Origin of the sequence: Bradyrhizobium sp. G127 (assembly GCF_021502575.1) — a bacterium.
Lineage (GTDB): Bacteria > Pseudomonadota > Alphaproteobacteria > Rhizobiales > Xanthobacteraceae > Afipia.
This window is the reverse complement of record NZ_JAKFGN010000001.1, coordinates 1,442,814-1,459,064: the sequence shown is the minus strand read 5'-3', so window position 1 is coordinate 1,459,064 and position 16,251 is coordinate 1,442,814. Positions and strand designations below refer to the sequence as shown.

The following is a 16,251-nucleotide window of genomic DNA, read 5'->3' as shown; positions in this document are numbered from 1 at the left end:
AGCGGAGCATTCACCGCGTCAGCTTCTTGTACTTCACGCGATGCGGGATGACCGAGTCCTGGCCGAGCCGGCGCATCTTGTCCTTCTCGTAGTCCTGGAAGTTGCCTTCGAACCATTCGACGTGACTGTCGCCTTCAAAGGCGAGGATATGCGTGGCGATGCGGTCGAGGAACCAGCGGTCATGGCTGATGATGACGGCGCAGCCGGCGAAATCCTCCAGCGCCTCTTCCAGCGCGCGCAGCGTATCGACGTCGAGGTCGTTGGTCGGTTCGTCGAGCAGCAGCACGTTGGCGCCGGACTTCAGCATCTTGGCGAGATGCACGCGGTTGCGTTCGCCGCCGGACAGCGCGCCGACCTTCTTCTGCTGGTCCGCGCCCTTGAAGTTGAACGCCGAGCAGTAGCCGCGCGAGTTCACTTCCTTCTTGCCGAGCAGGATCAGGTCGTTGCCGCCGGAGATTTCCTCCCACACGGTCTTCTTGCCGTCGAGCGCGTCGCGCGACTGGTCGACATAGCCGAGATGCACCGTCTCGCCCACCGTGATGGTGCCGGCGTCGGGCTTCTCCTGTCCGGTAATCATCCGGAACAGCGTGGTCTTGCCCGCGCCGTTCGGTCCGATCACGCCGACGATGCCGCCGGGCGGCAGCTTGAAGGTCAGGTTATCGATCAGGAGGCGGTCGTTGAAGCCCTTCGAGAGACCCTCGAAGTCCACCACGTTGTTGCCGAGGCGCTCGGCCACCGGAATGATGATCTGCGCGGTCTGGGTCTGCTTCTCGCTGGCCTTCTTGAGCAGGTCCTCGTAGCGCTGGTAACGCGCCTTGGACTTGGCCTGACGCGCTTTCGGCGAGGATGCGATCCACTCCTGCTCGCGCTCGAGGGTTTTCTGGTGCGCGGCGTCCTCGCGGCCTTCCTGCAGAAGGCGCTTCTGCTTCTGCACCAGCCACGCCGAGTAGTTGCCCTCGTAGGGAATGCCCTTGCCGCGGTCGAGTTCGAGAATCCAGCTCGTCACGTTGTCGAGAAAGTAGCGGTCGTGGGTCACGATCAGGATCGCGCCGGGATAGTTGCGCAGGTGGCCTTCCAGCCATGACACGGATTCCGCGTCGAGATGGTTGGTCGGTTCGTCGAGCAGCAGCAGGTCGGGCTGGTCGAGCAGCAGCTTGCACAGCGCGACGCGGCGCTTTTCGCCACCCGAGAGCTTGCTGACATCGGCATCGTCCGGCGGACAGCGCAGCGCGTCCATCGCCTGGTCGACCTTGCTGTCGAGATCCCACAGGCCCTGGGCCTCGATCTCGTCCTGCAGCTTGGTCATCTCGTCGGCGGTCTCGTCGGAATAGTTCACCGCGAGATCGTTGTAGCGATCCAGAATCGCCTTCTGCTTGGCTACGCCGAGCATCACGTTCTCGCGCACCGTCTTGGTGGCGTCGAGCTGCGGCTCCTGCTCGAGATAGCCGACCCGCGCGCCCTCGGCGACCCACGCCTCGCCGGTGTAGTCCTTGTCGAGACCGGCCATGATCCTGAGCAGCGTCGACTTGCCCGAGCCGTTGACGCCGAGCACACCGATCTTGGCGTCCGGATAGAACGACAGATGGATGTTATCGAGCACCTTGCGGTTGGGCGGATAGGTCTTGGACAAACCCTGCATGAAGTAGACGAACTGGCGAGCCATCGTGATCCTTGAAACCTGCGCTTGTCGGGGAATTTTGCTGCCGTTGATGTAGCGGCGGGGACCGCAAAGGGCAACCGGCCAGCGGGTTTCAGGTCACAATTTGGAAAGGCTGTTTGCGGGATTTTCCCGCTCCCGAAAGGCCTTACCGGGATAAAAACCGCTTTTTAATCAGTTCCTCTGCAAGCTGGACCTTCGAACCGCGAACGGACGCCCGGCGACACAATCGCAGCGTCACAGAATCAAGCGACAAGATCGCTATGAAAACCGCCATGGAAACCGCAGCGTCCAAGCTCGCCCTGTCCGGCCACAGCGCATCGGTCCCCACCGACACCGGCAAGGGACTGCTGACGCGGATCGCGGCTTTCTGGCGCGAATTCATCCAGACCGCCTTCACACCCTATTATCCTGAGCGGCATTACATGCGCGGCCCCGGCCCCGCCTGCGCGGCCAAACGCAAAGCCGCGAAGGCCTGATTTCACCAGCACGTCCTCAGATCGTCACAATGACGAACTCAATGGTTGACCCGGAAACTTTTTATAGATAGTTTCCTAGTCAACCAAAAGGTCCTATGCCGCCTCAATCTCTCTCCGAACTGACCGAACATCTCGGATACTGGCTGCGGCTCGTATCCAACCATGTCTCGCATACATTCGCCGCTAGGCTTGCAGCCAAGCACGTCACGGTCGCCGAGTGGGTGATGATGCGGACGCTGTACGGCAAGGAACCGATGCTGCCGAGCCAAATCGCAGCCGACATGGGCATGACGCGCGGCGCGATCACCAAACTCGCTGACCGGCTGATCGGCAAATCGCTGGTTGTCCGGAAGGCCAGTCGCGATGATGGCCGTGCCCAGACGCTGGCCCTGACAGCGCGTGGCATGAGTCTGACCCCCGAACTGGCGGCGCTTGCGGATCGCAACGACGCGGAATTCTTCGATCACCTGTCGGAAGCCGAGCGCAAGACGCTGGAGCGGTTGCTGCGCCGGATGGTCGAACGCAACAACCTCACCGCAATGCCGACCGATTAGGCGGCGCCGGAGCAATACATGGATCATCACAATAGCGCCGTCGCCGCTGCCTGCCTCAAGGGAGCGGAAGACAACACAATGACCTTTCCCGAGATCGTCGGCGCCCTGATGCGGGAAGGGTTTGAAAGCTATATGGTCGATTTCCGCCGCGAGAAGGCGATCTACTACCTGTCCAGCGGCGACAGCGTCGAGTTCGCAACCCACAATATCGGCGCACCGGTTGCTCCCGCCTTCGACGCTGCCCGGATTCAGGCCGCCATCAAGGAGGCGCAACAACTGGTCCCCGGCTATACCTACAAAGGTTTCTGCAAAAAGGCCGTCGCCGCCGGCTGCGCCGGGTACATGGTTTCGTTCTCGGGCCGCCGTGCGCTCTATTTCGGACGAACTGCCGAAACCCATGTTGAACGGTTTCCCGATTGAGCGACTATCAGGTTCACGTAATTTCTGTTTTATCGAATTGAAGGGATCAGTTGCGGTACGTCGCAGGCTGGCCCTCCCCCAACACACGGAAGCCTCATGCGTTATCGCGTCGCAATTCTCGACGACTATCAGAACGTCGCACTCAAGCTGGCTGACTGGCCGAAGCTCGGACACAAGGTAGACATCACGGTCTTCGACAAGCCGTTCGTTTCATCCGATGAAGCGATCCATGCGCTGAAGGATTTCGAGATCGTCTGCGCCATGCGCGAGCGCACCCATTTCACCCGCGAGGTGCTGACCGCGCTGCCGAACCTCAAGCTGCTGCTCACGTCCGGCATGAAGAACGCCGCGTTCGACATGGACGCCGCGAAGGAGCGCGGCGTCACGGTGTGCGGCACCGGCGGTTTCGGCAATGCCACCGCGAGTCTCGCCATCGGTCTGATGTTAGAGCTGACGCGGCACATCGGCCTCGAGAATGCGCGGATGCACGCGGGCGAGCCGTGGCAGGTCACCATGGGAGAGGACGTCGAAGGCAAGACGCTGGGCGTGGTCGGACTCGGCAAGCTCGGCACCAAAGTCGCCACCATCGCGAAAACCCTCGGCATGAACGTGATTGCGTGGAGCCAGAACCTCACGCCGGAGGCCTGCGCCGCCGCGGGCGTCGGCTACGCCGCCAAGGAAGAATTGTTCGCCACCGCCGACATCATCTCCATTCACCTGATCCTGAGCAGCCGCACGCGCGGGCTGATCGCGGCTGCCGATCTCGTGCGCATGAAGCCGACGGCCTATCTCGTCAACACCGCGCGCGGGCCGATCGTCGATGAAGCGGCGCTGCTGGACGTTCTGCAAAAGCGCAAGATCGCGGGTGCCGCGCTCGACACGTTTTCGATGGAGCCGCTGCCGGTGGATCATCCGATCCGCAAGCTCGACAATGTCGTGCTGACGCCGCATCTCGGCTACGTCACGGCCGAAAACTATCGCCGCTACTACGGCGATATGGTCGAGGACATCGCCGCGTGGCTCGACGGCAAGCCGGTGCGGGTGATGGGATAGAGCGGGATGCTCACCTCTCCCCGCAAGCGGGGAGAGGGAGAAAATCTCGCTTCGCTCGCAATGACGACCGCAAAAATAAAAATGCCCACGACAGGCGCGGGCATTTTTATTCGATCTGAAATCATGAACTAGCGGATCGTCACCGGCGCGGGCAGCGGCGGCACAGCCGTCGGTCCCTGATTGGGCACGCCCATCGAGGCGGTTGGACGCGGCTGCGGAGCGGCACCGTTGGCCATCGGCGCGGGCCCACCCGGCGGATAGGACTGCGCCGAAGCGGTCACCGGAGCCGCAGGCGGCTTGCCGCCCGGCAGCACCACGACACGGGTGCCGACCTTGGTGCGCTCGAACAGATCGGTCACGTCTTCATTCAGCATGCCGATGCAGCCCGACGACACGAACTGGCCGATGGTCGAGGGCTGGTTGGTGCCGTGGATGCGGTACACCGTATTGCCGAGATACATCGCGCGCGCGCCGAGCGGATTGCCGTCGCCGCCCGCCATGAAGCGCGGCAGGTAAGGCTGGCGCTCGATCATTTCGGTCGGCGGATGCCAGTCCGGCCACTCCGCCTTGCGGGTGATCTTCTGCACGCCGGTCCAGGTGAAGCCGTCGCGGCCGACGCGGACGCCGTAGCGGATCGCGCGGCCGCCGCCGAGAACGTAATAGAGCTGGGTGTTCGGCGTATCGACGATGATCGTGCCGGCCGGCTCCTTGGTCGGGTAGTTCACTTCCTGACGGCGCAGGTTCGGCGGCAATTCCTTGCGCGGGCCGGTTTCCGGCTGCTCTTCCGGCGGCAACGCGGCCATCACCGAACGGCCGTTGGCGCCCACCGCCGCTTCCGGCGGCTGCAACGACACGGCGCCCGTGGTCGGGCCGCCATCGACGGCCCCCGGCGGACGGGGACGATCGCCGTAATCGGCGCCCTGCGGCGGGCCGCGATCGCTGTAGATCGGTGCCGGACCACGGTCCGAAGAGGCCGAAGGCGGCGTATACGCCGTCGGACGGCCATAGCGCGGATCGTCCGGCGACATCACCGGACCGCGCGGGTCGAGTCCCGGCTGCTGATAGGTCTGCTGCTGCGGAGCGGACTGCTGATAATTCGGCTGCTGCTGATAACCCGGCGGCGGCAACCCCGCGCCACGGTCATCCTCATCGAGCCGGTCGAAATCCGGCACACCGCGATCGTCACGATAACCGGCCGGCGCGCCATAGGGCGCGGGCTGCAGCGGCTGCGAATAACCGGGAGGCGGCGGATAGGCCTGCGCGAGCGCACCGGGAGCAGCCGCCAAGGCAGCCACCGCGGACACGGCAAAGGCCGTCGCGAACGTCGTCGAAAAGCGATTGGACATCATGCCCCTTATATAGTGCGAACCCGCCACCGCATCGTTAACGGCAGATCGCGCAGGATCGCGGCGCATTCAAGACATTTATGGAAAAAACCGCTTGGAACGGCTGACATTTTCGCGAGATTGCAACCGGGCAACAGGTTCCGGCCAATGCGCCGCAGGCCGGGCCGGATCGAACTTTTCCCTCCGGCGGCCGTTGCGCCATGCGGTATTCTTTCAGCGAGCCTGATTCGTGGCGTTCCCGCGCCATTTGGCCCAGTTTCAGCGCGCTCCTGTACCGGTTTTGCGTTTCCAGCGTTCCCGTGCGTTCCGTTTGGCTCGTCTCGTTGGGTGCGATCGCCGTCGCGCCGCCGTACTGAGGGCAGGACTCGCAAGACATGCTTCCCGGATTCCGGTTCTTGTTCGCAACGGTCATTCTGTCGATCTCCGTGCTGGTGTTCGGCCTCGGCGCGGCGGCCTTGCTGCGTGCGGCCCATGAGGAATTCGTCAGCCTGCCGTCCTGGCGGCTCGCCCAGCAGCCGCTGCTCGCCCCGCAATTCGAGATGAGCGCGCCGACGCTGGCGATGCTGCGGATGGAAGCGCCGTCGCCGAAATCGCTGGTGGAAACGACCAGACCCCAGGCGCTGCGTCCGGAGCCGTTCCGCGTCGAAGCGATGCTGCCGGAAACCATCCGCTCCGACGCCATGCACGATATGCCGGACATCAAGCCGGCCGGGATAGCCGCGCGGACCGAGAGCGATTCTGCCGGTCAGACCGAACCGTCGCCGCCAGCCAGCGCCCCGGTTGCGGAGACTGTCGCCAGCCTGGATGCACAGGCCAGCATCGATGCACAGACGCCGGACACGCCGGCAGAGGACGCCAGCGCCGAGACCGGTTCTGCGAAGGCAAATTCTGCTGAACCGAACCCGATTGAAACGGTTCAACCGGAACCGAAACTGGCGCCGCCGAAATCATGGGAGACCGAGGCGTCCGAGCCGACCTCCCCCGAGGCCCTCGCCGTTCTGGTGCGTTCGTCGGAAGCCACCGCCGCCGATACGCTGCCAAAACCAGGCGTGAAAAAACCCCGGCGGCCGAATGCCCGCGCGATCGCGCAGCGGCGTCAGGCGGCGCGCGCCCGCGCCGAGGCCCGCGCGCGGGCTGAACAACTGCGGCTGCAGCAGAACGCGTTTCCGCTGTTCGGCGGCCAGGGCTAGGCCGCTCCGGTCGCAACCGGCGGGCCGCCCTGCTCGCCCCACTCCGCCCATGAGCCGTCATACAGCGCGGGATTTTCGACGCCCAACCGATACAGCGCCAGCGTCAGCACGCCCGCCGACACGCCCGAACCGCAACTCGTCACGATCGGCTTGGCCGTATCGACGCCCGCCCCGGAAAACGCCGCGCGCAGCTCGTCGAGCGATTTCATCACGCCGGTATCGGCATCGAACAGCGTGGCATACGGCACGCTGCGGCTGCCGGGAATGTGCCCCGACCGCAGACCGGGCCGCGGTTCGGCCACCGTGCCCTCGAAGCGCGGCGTCGGCCGCGCATCGATCACCTGCTCGGCCTTGCTCGCGATATTGGCGATCATCTGGTCCATCCGGCGCGTGCGCTTCGGATCGAACGCCGCCGTGAACGTCGCAGGCTTCGGCGATGCTTCCCCGCTCTCAACCGGACGGCCCTCCGCCAGCCACTTCTTCAGGCCGCCATCGAGCACGCGCACCTTGGCATGTCCAAAGGACAGGAACATCCACCAAGCGCGGGGCGCAGCGACCCAGCCGCCGGCATCGTAAATCACCACCGTATCGTCATTGGAAATGCCGAGCGCGCCGGCGTCGCGGCCGAACTGCTCGGCGGACGGAAACATATGCGGCAGCGATGACCCATGATCCGACACCGCATCGACATCGAAGAACACGGCGCCCGGAATGTGCTGCGCGAGATAGTCGTCCTTCGGCAACGGCAGCACGCCGGGCAGCTTGAACGTCGCGTCGAGAATTTTCACATGCGGATCGTTCAGATGCGCGGCGAGCCATTCGGTGGAAACGAGCGGGTCGGTGGTCATAGTCATTGCTTTCGTGATTCAGATGAACTCTTCAGAACGCTCGACGAAAAGAACCTCATCCTGTGGAGCGGCCTCTTGGCCGCGTCTCGAAGGATGAGGCGATACTAACTCATGGTTCGAGACGCGAGGCTAGCGCCTCGCTCCTCACCATGAGGGACGCAGATCGCAGCGAACAAAACGAGCGAAAGTGGCATCGAGAAAATCAACTCTTCGGAGTCTTCGGCTCGACCTTCTCCACCGGCCCGCCGGCCTCGCGCCATCCGGTAAAGCCGCCGCCGAGATGCGCGACCGGCGAAAGCCCCATATCCTGCGCGGTCTTGGCCGCCAGCGCCGAACGCCAGCCCGAGGCGCACTGGAAGACGAATTTCTTGTTCTCCTGAAATACCGGCTTGGCGTAGGGGCTTTCCGGATCGATCCAGAATTCCAGCATGCCGCGCGGACAGTGAAACGATCCAGGAATCCGGCCCTCGCGCTCGATCTCGCGCGGATCGCGCAGGTCCACGATCACCACTTCGTTCTGATCGTTGCCGCCTTGCGGAAACCGCTCGACGGCTTCGGCGGCATTGATGGTCTCGATCTGGGCATTGGCCTCGTCGAGAAGCTTCTTGTAACCGCGGGTGATGGTGGAGGGCATGGGCATCATTCCTGTACGAAGCGTTGTTCGTCACCTCTCCCCGTTTACGGGGAGAGGTCGAAGACTGAGCGTAGCGAAGTCTTCGGGTGAGGGGCAAGGGCAACACACCACGCCGTCATCCTTCGAGGCTCCCAAGAGCTCGCACCTCAGGATGACGCTTCGTGTTTGCAACCGCCCCTCACCCCGGCCCTCTCCCCGCAAGAGCGGGGCGAGGGAGAAGATGCCCTGTGTCCCGGACGCGTTGCAGCGTTCTTACGGTGCAACGCTGAGCCGGGACCGTGCCGGGCTGTGAACTTTGCATGTGTAACGGTCCCGGGTCTGCGCCGCAGCGCCCGGGACACGAGCCGACGCAAACTACCGCGTCAATTCCTTCATCGCGCCTTCCAGCCCGTCCAGCGTCAGCGGGAACATGCGCTCCGACATCAGCCGGCGCATGATGGTGGTGGATTCCGAATAATCCCAGTGCTTGCGCGCGACGGGATTGAGCCAGACCGCGTGCGGATAGGTCTGCGTCACGCGCTCCATCCACACCGAGCCGGGCTCCTCGTTGACGTGCTCGACCGAACCGCCCGGCACCACGATCTCATAGGGCGACATCGAGGCGTCGCCGACGAACACGACCTTATAGTCGTGCGGATACTTGTGAAGAATATCCCAGGTCGGGGTGCGGTCCGAGAAGCGCCGCTTGTTCTGCTTCCACACGCCCTCATAGAGGCAGTTGTGGAAGTAGAAATACTCCATGTGCTTGAACTCGGTCTTCGCCGCCGAGAACAACTCCTCGACCTGCTTGATGTGGCCGTCCATCGAGCCGCCGATGTCGAAGAAGATCAGAACCTTCACCGCGTTGCGCCGCTCGGGGCGCATGTGCACGTCGAGATAGCCGTGGTTGGCGGTTTCCTTGATCGTCGTGTCGAGATCGAGTTCGTCCGGCGCGCCGGTGCGCGCGAACTTGCGCAGGCGGCGCAGCGCCACCTTGATGTTGCGGATGCCGAGTTCGACGTTGCCGTCGAGATCCTTGAATTCGCGCTTGTCCCAGACCTTCACCGCCGAGAAATTGCGGTTCTTCTCCTGGCCGATGCGGATGCCTTCGGGGTTGTAGCCGTTGGCGCCGAACGGCGACGTGCCGCCGGTGCCGATCCACTTGTTGCCGCCCTCGTGGCGCTTCTTCTGTTCCTCGAGGCGCTTCTTCAAGGTCTCCATGAGCTTGTCCCAGCCCATCGCCTCGATTTCTTTCTTCTCTTCCTCGGTGAGATATTTCTCCGCCGCCTTGCGCAGCCACTCCGCCGGAATCTCCGCCTTCTCCATGGCGTCGAGCAGGCTTTCGAGGCCCTTAAACACCGTGCCGAACACGCGGTCGAACTTGTCGAGGTTGCGCTCGTCCTTCACCAGCGCGGCGCGCGACAGATAGTAGAAATGCTCCACGCTCTGATCCGCGAGATTGGCGTCGAGCGCCTCCATCAGCGTCAGATATTCGCGCAGCGTGACCGGAACCTGCGCGTCGCGCAGCGATGTGAAAAATTGCAGGAACATGGGATTTAGATCGCCTCCGGAGCCGCTTCCGTCAAGTCCGCGCCGCTGCCGTTTCGGCGGCGAACCATGAAACTACAGGGTTGCGCACCGACCGTCTGCCCGCGATTGCACGGAAAACCGTCCCGCAAGGCAGGATTGCGTTCAAAAACAGCACTGGCACTGGCTCGTGTGATGGTTCACAAAGTCCGTCAGACTTGCGGCACGTTCCTGGCGGACGTTGTGAACCGAAATCACACGAGCAATTAAATTTTGCCAGTGTCCCTTTCGATCCGACGTTCGCTTGGAAATTGCTGCAAAACAAGGCGAACTTCGGATCGGGGACACTGGATTGGCGTGCCATTTCATTTAAACTGTTGTTTGACGCCACCCGGACCGGCCCAGCCGGGATGGTCCGCGGCGTTGACCGGGGACGCGGGACACTCGGGAGCACGAGAGTCGTTGCGTTTGAAACAAGGGGTTTTCATCCATGGGCATTGATTCCGTTATCGTCTGGCTGATCGTGGGCGCGATCGCAGGCTGGCTGGCCGGTCTCATCGTCAAGGGCGGTGGCTTCGGCCTCATCGGCAATATCGTGATCGGCATCGTCGGCGCAGTGGTCGCCGGCTGGCTGCTGCCGCAGCTCGGCATCCGGCTCGGCACCGGCATCGTCGCAGCCATCATCAACTCCGCCATCGGCGGCGTCATCGTGCTGGTCATCCTGTCGTTGATCCGGCGGGCATGACGAATTAAGCAATTTCGGGAGCGGCCGCTGAAATGCGGTCGCTTCTTGTTTGAAACAGAACGGCGGCGGCACTCTCTTCCGACAGAACAAACGAACCACAGGCAAACTTCGATGAAATTTACCGGCACCAAGGACTACGTCGCCACCGATGATCTGAAAGTGGCGGTCAACGCCGCGATCGTGCTCGAGCGTCCCCTGCTCGTGAAGGGCGAACCCGGCACCGGCAAGACCGTGCTGGCCGAGGAAGTCGCAAAGGCGCTCGATGCGCCGCTGCTGACCTGGCACATCAAGTCCACCACCAAGGCGCAGCAGGGCCTCTACGAATACGACGCCGTGTCGCGGCTGCGCGACAGCCAGCTCGGCGATCCGCGCGTCTCCGACATTTCCAACTACATCCGGCGCGGCAAGCTGTGGGAGGCCTTCACCAGCGCGAAGCGCCCGGTGCTGCTGATCGACGAAATCGACAAGGCCGACATCGAATTCCCGAACGACCTGCTGCTCGAGCTGGATCGCATGGAATTCCATGTCTACGAGACCGGCGAGACCATCCGGGCGAAGCAGCGCCCGATCATCATGATCACCTCGAACAACGAGAAGGAACTGCCGGACGCGTTCCTGCGCCGCTGCTTCTTCCACTACATCAAGTTCCCCGACATCGACACCATGCAGGCCATCGTCGAGGTGCACTTCCCCGACATCAAGAAGCGCCTGGTGCAGGAAGCGATGAAGATCTTCTTCGAGGTGCGTGACGTGCCCGGCCTGAAGAAGAAGCCATCGACCTCGGAACTGCTCGACTGGCTTAAACTCCTGTTGAACGAGGAAATGACGGTGGAGCAGTTGCGCGAACGCGATCCGCGCAAGCTGATCCCGCCGCTGCACGGCGCGCTGCTGAAGAACGAGCAGGACGTCCATCTGTTCGAGCGGCTGGCGTTCCTGAGCCGCCGCGAGGTGTGACACTAATCCTTCGGCGCGGGAGCGCCGGAGGCTGGCCACGACAGTCACAGACGCGCTAGACTGCCCGCCTCGCAAGCGGGGTTGGCAGCGTGACCAGGAAACAGGTCGAGCGGCACCTTACGGCTATTCTCGCCGCCGACGTCGCCGGCTACAGCCGGTTGATGGGCGCGGACGAGGAAGGCACGCACGCGCAGCTCAAGGCGCATCGTCACGACCTCATCGACCGCAGGATCAGGAAACATCGCGGCCGCATCGTCAAAACCACCGGCGACGGATTGCTGGCGGTGTTTGCCAGCGCGGTCGATGCGGTGCGGTGCGCCGTTGAAATCCAGCGCGAGATGATCAAGCGCAACGCCGGGGTGCCGGCGGAGAAGCGCCTCGAATTCCGCATCGGCATCAATATCGGCGACGTCATCGAGGATGAGGGCGATATTTTTGGCGACGGCGTCAACGTCGCCGCGCGGCTGGAGAGCATCGCCGCACATGGCGGCATCAGCATCTCGCGGCAAGTGCTCGACCAGATCGAAGGCACGCTCAAGCTGCAGTTTCGCGAGCTCGGCCGCCAGAATCTGAAGAACATCGCGCGGCCCATCGAGGTGTTCGCGGTCGAACTGGACGGCGGCGGCTCGAAGGCGTCGCGCATCCTCACCAAGGCCAACCTCAAGCAGGATATCCGCTACTGCAAGGCGGCCGATGGCGTCCGGTTGGCTTTCGCAAGAGTTGGCGACGGCCCGCCTTTGCTGCGCACGGCGCACTGGCTCGGACATCTCGAATACGACTGGGAACTGCCGATCTTTCGCGGTCTCCTGCTCGAACTCGCCTCGAGCTTTTCACTGGTGCGCTACGACGCGCGGGGCAACGGACTGTCCGACTGGGACGTCGGCAATCTGTCGCTGGATGTCTGGGTCAGCGACATGGAGACCGTCGCCGACGCCGCAGGCCTCGAGAAATTTCCGATCCTTGCACTATCGCAGGGATGCGCGGTGGCGATCGCGTTCGCCATCCGGTATCCGGAGCGGGTGTCCCATCTGATCCTGTACGGCGGCTTTGCCGCGGGCGCCTACAAGAGTCCGGAGGTGACGGCCGCCGCACTTGAGCAGTTCGACGCCATGAAGACCCTGATGAAACTCGGCTGGGGCGCCAATGAGCCGACGTTCAGGCAGCTCTTCACGGCTTCGATGATGCCCGACGCGACGAAAGAGCAGATCGATGCCTTCAACGAAGCCCAGCGCATCAGCGCGTCGGCGGAATGCGCCGTGAGATATCTCGACACTGTTGCCAACTTCGACGTCCGTGACCTGCTGCCGCAAATCAAGGTGCCGACCCTTGTCATGCATGTCCGCAACGACCGCAGGGTGCCGATTGCTGCAAGCCGCGAGATGGCGGCGGCCATTCCCGGCGCGCGGCTCGTGACGCTGCCCGGCAGAAACCATATCCTGCTCGAACAGGATCCAGGCGTGCCGATCATTCTCGACGAGATCCGCAGGTTTCTCGGCGTCGTGCCGCAGGTGTGATTGTTTTGAGATGGATTGCGGGTGACACGCAGCCGTCAAAATTTGCGGCGCGCCCGCTCTCTCCGCAAGATCGACACTTCCGAACGCAGGCCGTAGCCCACGATCACGCCAGCGGCGAACACCAACAGAACGGTGAACAGGGACCCGGTCATCGCGGCCTCAATCGCAAAGGCCACCGGCCGCAGTATACCGGCCGATGGCCCCGCACTGAACTGGCGGACGGGGGCAATTGTCCGCCATGAAAACGATACCGCTCATGCGAATCGATTCAACGACAGACGCGTTTAAACCTTAATGTCCGCGACGCAGGTTAAACCTGGAACAGGCCCGCGCTACTTGTTGAGGAAATTCAACGGCAGGCCGCCGCGCGGCCAGTCCATCGCCACCAGCTCCCCTTTGCCCGAGAGCGTGATGTAGGCGGTCTTCAGATCGGGGCCGCCGAAGGCGATGTTGGTGGTGACGTTGTCGCCGGTCGGCACCTGCTCCACCAGCTTGCCGTCGGGCGCGATCACCGAAATGCAGCCGGTGATGAGTGTCGCGACGCAGACGTTGCCCGACGCTTCCACTGCGAGCGAGTCGTACATCTGGTAACCGCCGAGCCCGGAGATCGGCTTGCCGGTTTCGCCGCGATAGATCGCGTCGCCGGGCGTGATCTGCCCCGGCGCTCCGACAGCGAAGGCCCACAGCCGCGCGGTCGGCGTCTCTGCGACATAGACGGTCTTCTCGTCCGGCGAGAGACCGATGCCGTTGGCGGGCAGCATGTGAGGCACCGCCTCGACCAGTTCGCTGCCGCCCTTCTTCATGTAATACACCGCGCCGACATCGAGATCATGGGCGCGGCGCTTGCCGAGATCGGTGAACCAGAGCCCACCCTCCTGGTCGAAGACGAGGTCGTTGGGTCCCTTGAGCGGACGTTCGCCGCAATGGGTGAACAGCGTCTCGATCTGGCCGCTTTGCAAATCCACCCGCTGCAGCGAGCCGCCGATATATTCGGACGGGCGCGGGCTGCCTGGCATGATGTTGCCGCGCGGCCCCGGCGCCCACGAGAAGCCGCCGTTGTTGCAGATGTACATCTTGCCGTCGGGACCGAGCGCCGCGCCGTTCGGCCCGCCGGGAATGGTCGCGATGGTCTCCTTGCGGCCGTCCGGGTAAACGCGCGTCAGCTTCCGGGCGCGGATTTCCACCAGCACCACCGAGCCGTCGAGCATCACCACCGGCCCTTCGGGAAATTCCAGACCGGTTGCGATGACGCGGATATTCGACATGAAGACCTCCCGAGAGTGTTTTTATTTTTGACGCGCGAAACCTAGCGTGCGGTTTTGATGATGACCAGAGCACGCATGCAGGGCTGGCTTGACGAACGCCACACCGTCATTCCGGGGCGCGAGCACTTGCCAGCGAACCCGGAATCCAGAAATTTCTTCCGATGACTCTTCTGGATTCCGGGACCGCGCGAAGAGCGCGTCCCGGAATGACAACCGTGGTTAGCCCTTCCCGCCCAGATCCCGATACACCAGCCCCGCCGCCGCGATGTCGGAGAGCGCGGTGCCGACCGCCTTGAACACGGTGATCTCGCTCGCGTCCGCCCGGCCATTGCGCTCGCCGCGGCACAGCTCGGTCAGCGAGCCGCGAATATCGTCCGGCCTGATGATGCCGTCACGGATCGGATCGAGCAGTTCGCCGCTTTCCTTCAGCGCGTCGTAGGTGTCGAGCCAGACATCCGCGCGCCGGAATGCTTCGTCGTCGGCCTCGCGCATGAAGGGCGTGAAGCTGCCGATCAGATCGAGATGAGTCCCCGGCTTCAGCCACGCGCCCTTGATGATCGGCGTTGCCGCCAGCGTGGCGCAACTGACAATGTCCGCCTCGCCCACCGCGCGCTCCAGATCGGGTGCGACCTCCGCGTCGACGCCCTTCTCGCGCAGCTCGAACACCAGCCGTGCAGCGCCCGCCTCGTTGATGTTCCACACCGCGACTTTCTCGATCGGCCGCACCACGCGGAACGCATCCGCGAGCAGGCTCGCGATCCGGCCGGAGCCACAGACCAGCAGCTTGCGCGCCTCCTTGCGCGCGAGAAAATCCGCGCCGAGCGCGGCAATACCCGCCGTGCGCCTTGACGTGATTTCGTTGCCGTCGATCAGCGCGATGTGCTGGCCGGTCTCGCCGTCGCACAGGAGATAGCTCGAGAACAGTCCCGGCAGCGCGCGCTTGCCGTTCTCCGGGAAGATCGTGACGATCTTGATGCCGACAAACGCGCGCTGCCATGCGGGCATGATGAGAATGGTCGCGGTCGAGCCGTCCGGCTGCGGCATGAAGTGATGATGCCGCAGCGGCACATGCGCGCCGGCGGTGAATGCCTCGCGCAGCGCCGGGATCAGCCGGTCGAACGGCAGGCTGGCGCGGGTCCGCGCGGCGTCGATGATGACGGGGGACGCGGTGGCTTTGTTCGTCATATTATGTCCGAGCATTTACCGATGCGCTCCCTCTCCCCGTTCTTACGGGGAGAGGATTGGGGTGAGGGGCACCTTAAAGCATTTTACGAAAGCGCCCCTCACCCGGATTGCTTCGCAATCCGACCTCTCCCGTAAGAACGGGGAGAGGTGAAAACTCTCGTCGCCCCGCCCTCAACCCGTCCATCAGTTTCTTGCGGAAGGCCCGGTCGCGCTTGAGATGCCATTCCCGGCTCATCGCCTCGACGCGCGTCTTGAAAGCCTCAGTATGCAGCAGTGTCCAGGCCCGCCCGCGCGTGGTGCGCGCCCCGGTGCCCGCATTGTGTTTATCAACGCGCCGCGCCACGTCGTTGGTCCAGCCGACATAGGACAGCCACCGGCCCTTGTGACAACAGCCAAGCACATAGACGAACGCGACGGGTTTCGATTTCGCTGCACGAGGTTTGGCTGCAGCCGGTTTGCGCTTGGCCGCCGCGCGCCTCACTTGGCTGCCGGGTCCTTTGCGGGCGGCGCTTTCGGAGCGCCGTTCGGCGCATCGGGCTTCTTCGCCAGAGCCTGCACCTGTCCCTGCAAATCAGCCACGGTCTTCTGCAAGCCGACCACGGTGGCTTTCAACGTATCGATCTGCCGGTTGGCGGCGTCGATCTTCTGCTGGCTGTCCAGCGAGGCCTTGGTCAACGAGGCTTTGAGGAAGTTGACATTGCTTTGCAGGCAGCCGGTGCGCCGCTCCATGGTCTTCTCGGCGGTGCAGATCTCGATGCCGGGCACGTCCTGCGCGAACGCGCCGCCCGCGGCCAGCGACAGCAATCCCGCAATCATTATTCGCTTCATCATGCCCGGCCTCTTGTCTGTGTCGCCATCATCCTGCACGTCCGGCGTTCTTCAGCGCAAACTGTCTCATAAC

The 16,251-nt window shown here is 63.5% G+C and carries 18 protein-coding genes; 8 read left to right on the top strand and 10 right to left on the bottom strand.

The features are described from left to right. Window positions 1-10: 10 nt before the first annotated feature. Window positions 11-1,663 carry an energy-dependent translational throttle protein EttA gene (ettA, locus tag LVY71_RS07050; RefSeq protein WP_235099094.1) on the bottom strand — a complete coding sequence of 551 codons (1,653 nt, stop codon included), beginning with the start codon at window positions 1,661-1,663 and terminating at the stop codon, window positions 11-13. 257 nt (window positions 1,664-1,920) lie between these two features. On the opposite strand from ettA, the gene LVY71_RS07045 reads away from it, so the two are divergent. The 4 genes from LVY71_RS07045 to LVY71_RS07030 all read left to right on the top strand — a co-directional run bounded on the left by LVY71_RS07045 (window position 1,921) and on the right by LVY71_RS07030 (window position 4,163). Next, a complete protein-coding gene (locus LVY71_RS07045; protein WP_235099093.1) occupies window positions 1,921-2,136 on the top strand; it encodes a hypothetical protein in 216 nt (71 codons plus the stop codon). 95 nt (window positions 2,137-2,231) lie between these two features. Next, a complete protein-coding gene (locus tag LVY71_RS07040; RefSeq protein ID WP_235099092.1) occupies window positions 2,232-2,690 on the top strand; it encodes a MarR family winged helix-turn-helix transcriptional regulator in 459 nt (152 codons plus the stop codon). Window positions 2,691-2,708: 18 nt separating this feature from the next. After that, window positions 2,709-3,110, top strand: a complete 402-nt coding sequence (locus LVY71_RS07035) for a DUF1398 domain-containing protein (protein WP_235099091.1) — start codon at window positions 2,709-2,711, stop codon at window positions 3,108-3,110. Window positions 3,111-3,206: 96 nt separating this feature from the next. Beyond that, complete coding sequence (locus tag LVY71_RS07030; RefSeq protein WP_235099090.1) at window positions 3,207-4,163, top strand: D-2-hydroxyacid dehydrogenase family protein; 957 nt, start codon at window positions 3,207-3,209, stop codon at window positions 4,161-4,163. A gap of 128 nt (window positions 4,164-4,291) precedes the next feature. On the opposite strand, the gene LVY71_RS07025 is transcribed toward LVY71_RS07030, so the two are convergent. Beyond that, window positions 4,292-5,509, bottom strand: coding sequence for a L,D-transpeptidase (locus LVY71_RS07025; RefSeq protein ID WP_235099089.1), 1,218 nt, complete (start codon window positions 5,507-5,509; stop codon window positions 4,292-4,294). Between the two features lie 37 nt (window positions 5,510-5,546). Next, entirely contained in the window at window positions 5,547-5,921 is a 375-nt protein-coding gene (locus tag LVY71_RS07020) for a hypothetical protein (protein WP_235099088.1), read from the bottom strand. Between LVY71_RS07020 and LVY71_RS07015 the strand changes: the two genes are divergently transcribed. Continuing rightward, window positions 5,905-6,699 carry a hypothetical protein gene (locus LVY71_RS07015; RefSeq protein WP_235099087.1) on the top strand — a complete coding sequence of 265 codons (795 nt, stop codon included), beginning with the start codon at window positions 5,905-5,907 and terminating at the stop codon, window positions 6,697-6,699. The genes LVY71_RS07020 and LVY71_RS07015 overlap by 17 nt on opposite strands. Here LVY71_RS07015 and sseA read toward each other — a convergent pair. From sseA to LVY71_RS07000, 3 genes are all read right to left on the bottom strand, one after another. Next, complete coding sequence (sseA, locus tag LVY71_RS07010; RefSeq protein ID WP_235099086.1) at window positions 6,696-7,553, bottom strand: 3-mercaptopyruvate sulfurtransferase; 858 nt, start codon at window positions 7,551-7,553, stop codon at window positions 6,696-6,698. The genes LVY71_RS07015 and sseA overlap by 4 nt on opposite strands. A 196-nt stretch (window positions 7,554-7,749) precedes the next feature. After that, a complete protein-coding gene (locus tag LVY71_RS07005) occupies window positions 7,750-8,181 on the bottom strand; it encodes a rhodanese-like domain-containing protein (RefSeq protein ID WP_235099085.1) in 432 nt (143 codons plus the stop codon). Window positions 8,182-8,535: 354 nt separating this feature from the next. Continuing rightward, window positions 8,536-9,711 carry a vWA domain-containing protein gene (locus LVY71_RS07000; protein ID WP_235099084.1) on the bottom strand — a complete coding sequence of 392 codons (1,176 nt, stop codon included), beginning with the start codon at window positions 9,709-9,711 and terminating at the stop codon, window positions 8,536-8,538. 466 nt (window positions 9,712-10,177) lie between these two features. Here LVY71_RS07000 and LVY71_RS06995 point away from each other — a divergent pair, with 466 nt between their 5' ends. The 3 genes from LVY71_RS06995 (at window position 10,178) to LVY71_RS22945 (ending at window position 12,900) form a co-directional block, all read left to right on the top strand. After that, window positions 10,178-10,432, top strand: a complete 255-nt coding sequence (locus LVY71_RS06995) for a GlsB/YeaQ/YmgE family stress response membrane protein (RefSeq protein WP_235099083.1) — start codon at window positions 10,178-10,180, stop codon at window positions 10,430-10,432. A gap of 111 nt (window positions 10,433-10,543) precedes the next feature. Continuing rightward, window positions 10,544-11,386, top strand: coding sequence for an AAA family ATPase (locus tag LVY71_RS06990; protein WP_235099082.1), 843 nt, complete (start codon window positions 10,544-10,546; stop codon window positions 11,384-11,386). Window positions 11,387-11,475: 89 nt separating this feature from the next. Then, window positions 11,476-12,900 carry an alpha/beta fold hydrolase gene (locus LVY71_RS22945; protein ID WP_235099081.1) on the top strand — a complete coding sequence of 475 codons (1,425 nt, stop codon included), beginning with the start codon at window positions 11,476-11,478 and terminating at the stop codon, window positions 12,898-12,900. Between the two features lie 332 nt (window positions 12,901-13,232). Here the strand turns inward: LVY71_RS22945 and LVY71_RS06980 are convergent, their stop codons facing one another. From LVY71_RS06980 to LVY71_RS06965, 4 genes are all read right to left on the bottom strand, one after another. Beyond that, window positions 13,233-14,165 carry an SMP-30/gluconolactonase/LRE family protein gene (locus tag LVY71_RS06980; protein WP_235099080.1) on the bottom strand — a complete coding sequence of 311 codons (933 nt, stop codon included), beginning with the start codon at window positions 14,163-14,165 and terminating at the stop codon, window positions 13,233-13,235. Window positions 14,166-14,384: 219 nt separating this feature from the next. After that, entirely contained in the window at window positions 14,385-15,350 is a 966-nt protein-coding gene (gene lhpI, locus LVY71_RS06975) for a bifunctional Delta(1)-pyrroline-2-carboxylate/Delta(1)-piperideine-2-carboxylate reductase (RefSeq protein ID WP_235099079.1), read from the bottom strand. Between the two features lie 73 nt (window positions 15,351-15,423). Further along, on the bottom strand, window positions 15,424-15,750 hold the full coding sequence (locus tag LVY71_RS06970; RefSeq protein WP_235100037.1) for a GIY-YIG nuclease family protein: 327 nt from the start codon (window positions 15,748-15,750) through the stop codon (window positions 15,424-15,426). 77 nt (window positions 15,751-15,827) lie between these two features. After that, a complete protein-coding gene (locus LVY71_RS06965; protein WP_235099078.1) occupies window positions 15,828-16,181 on the bottom strand; it encodes a hypothetical protein in 354 nt (117 codons plus the stop codon). Between the last annotated feature and the right edge of the window lie 70 nt (window positions 16,182-16,251).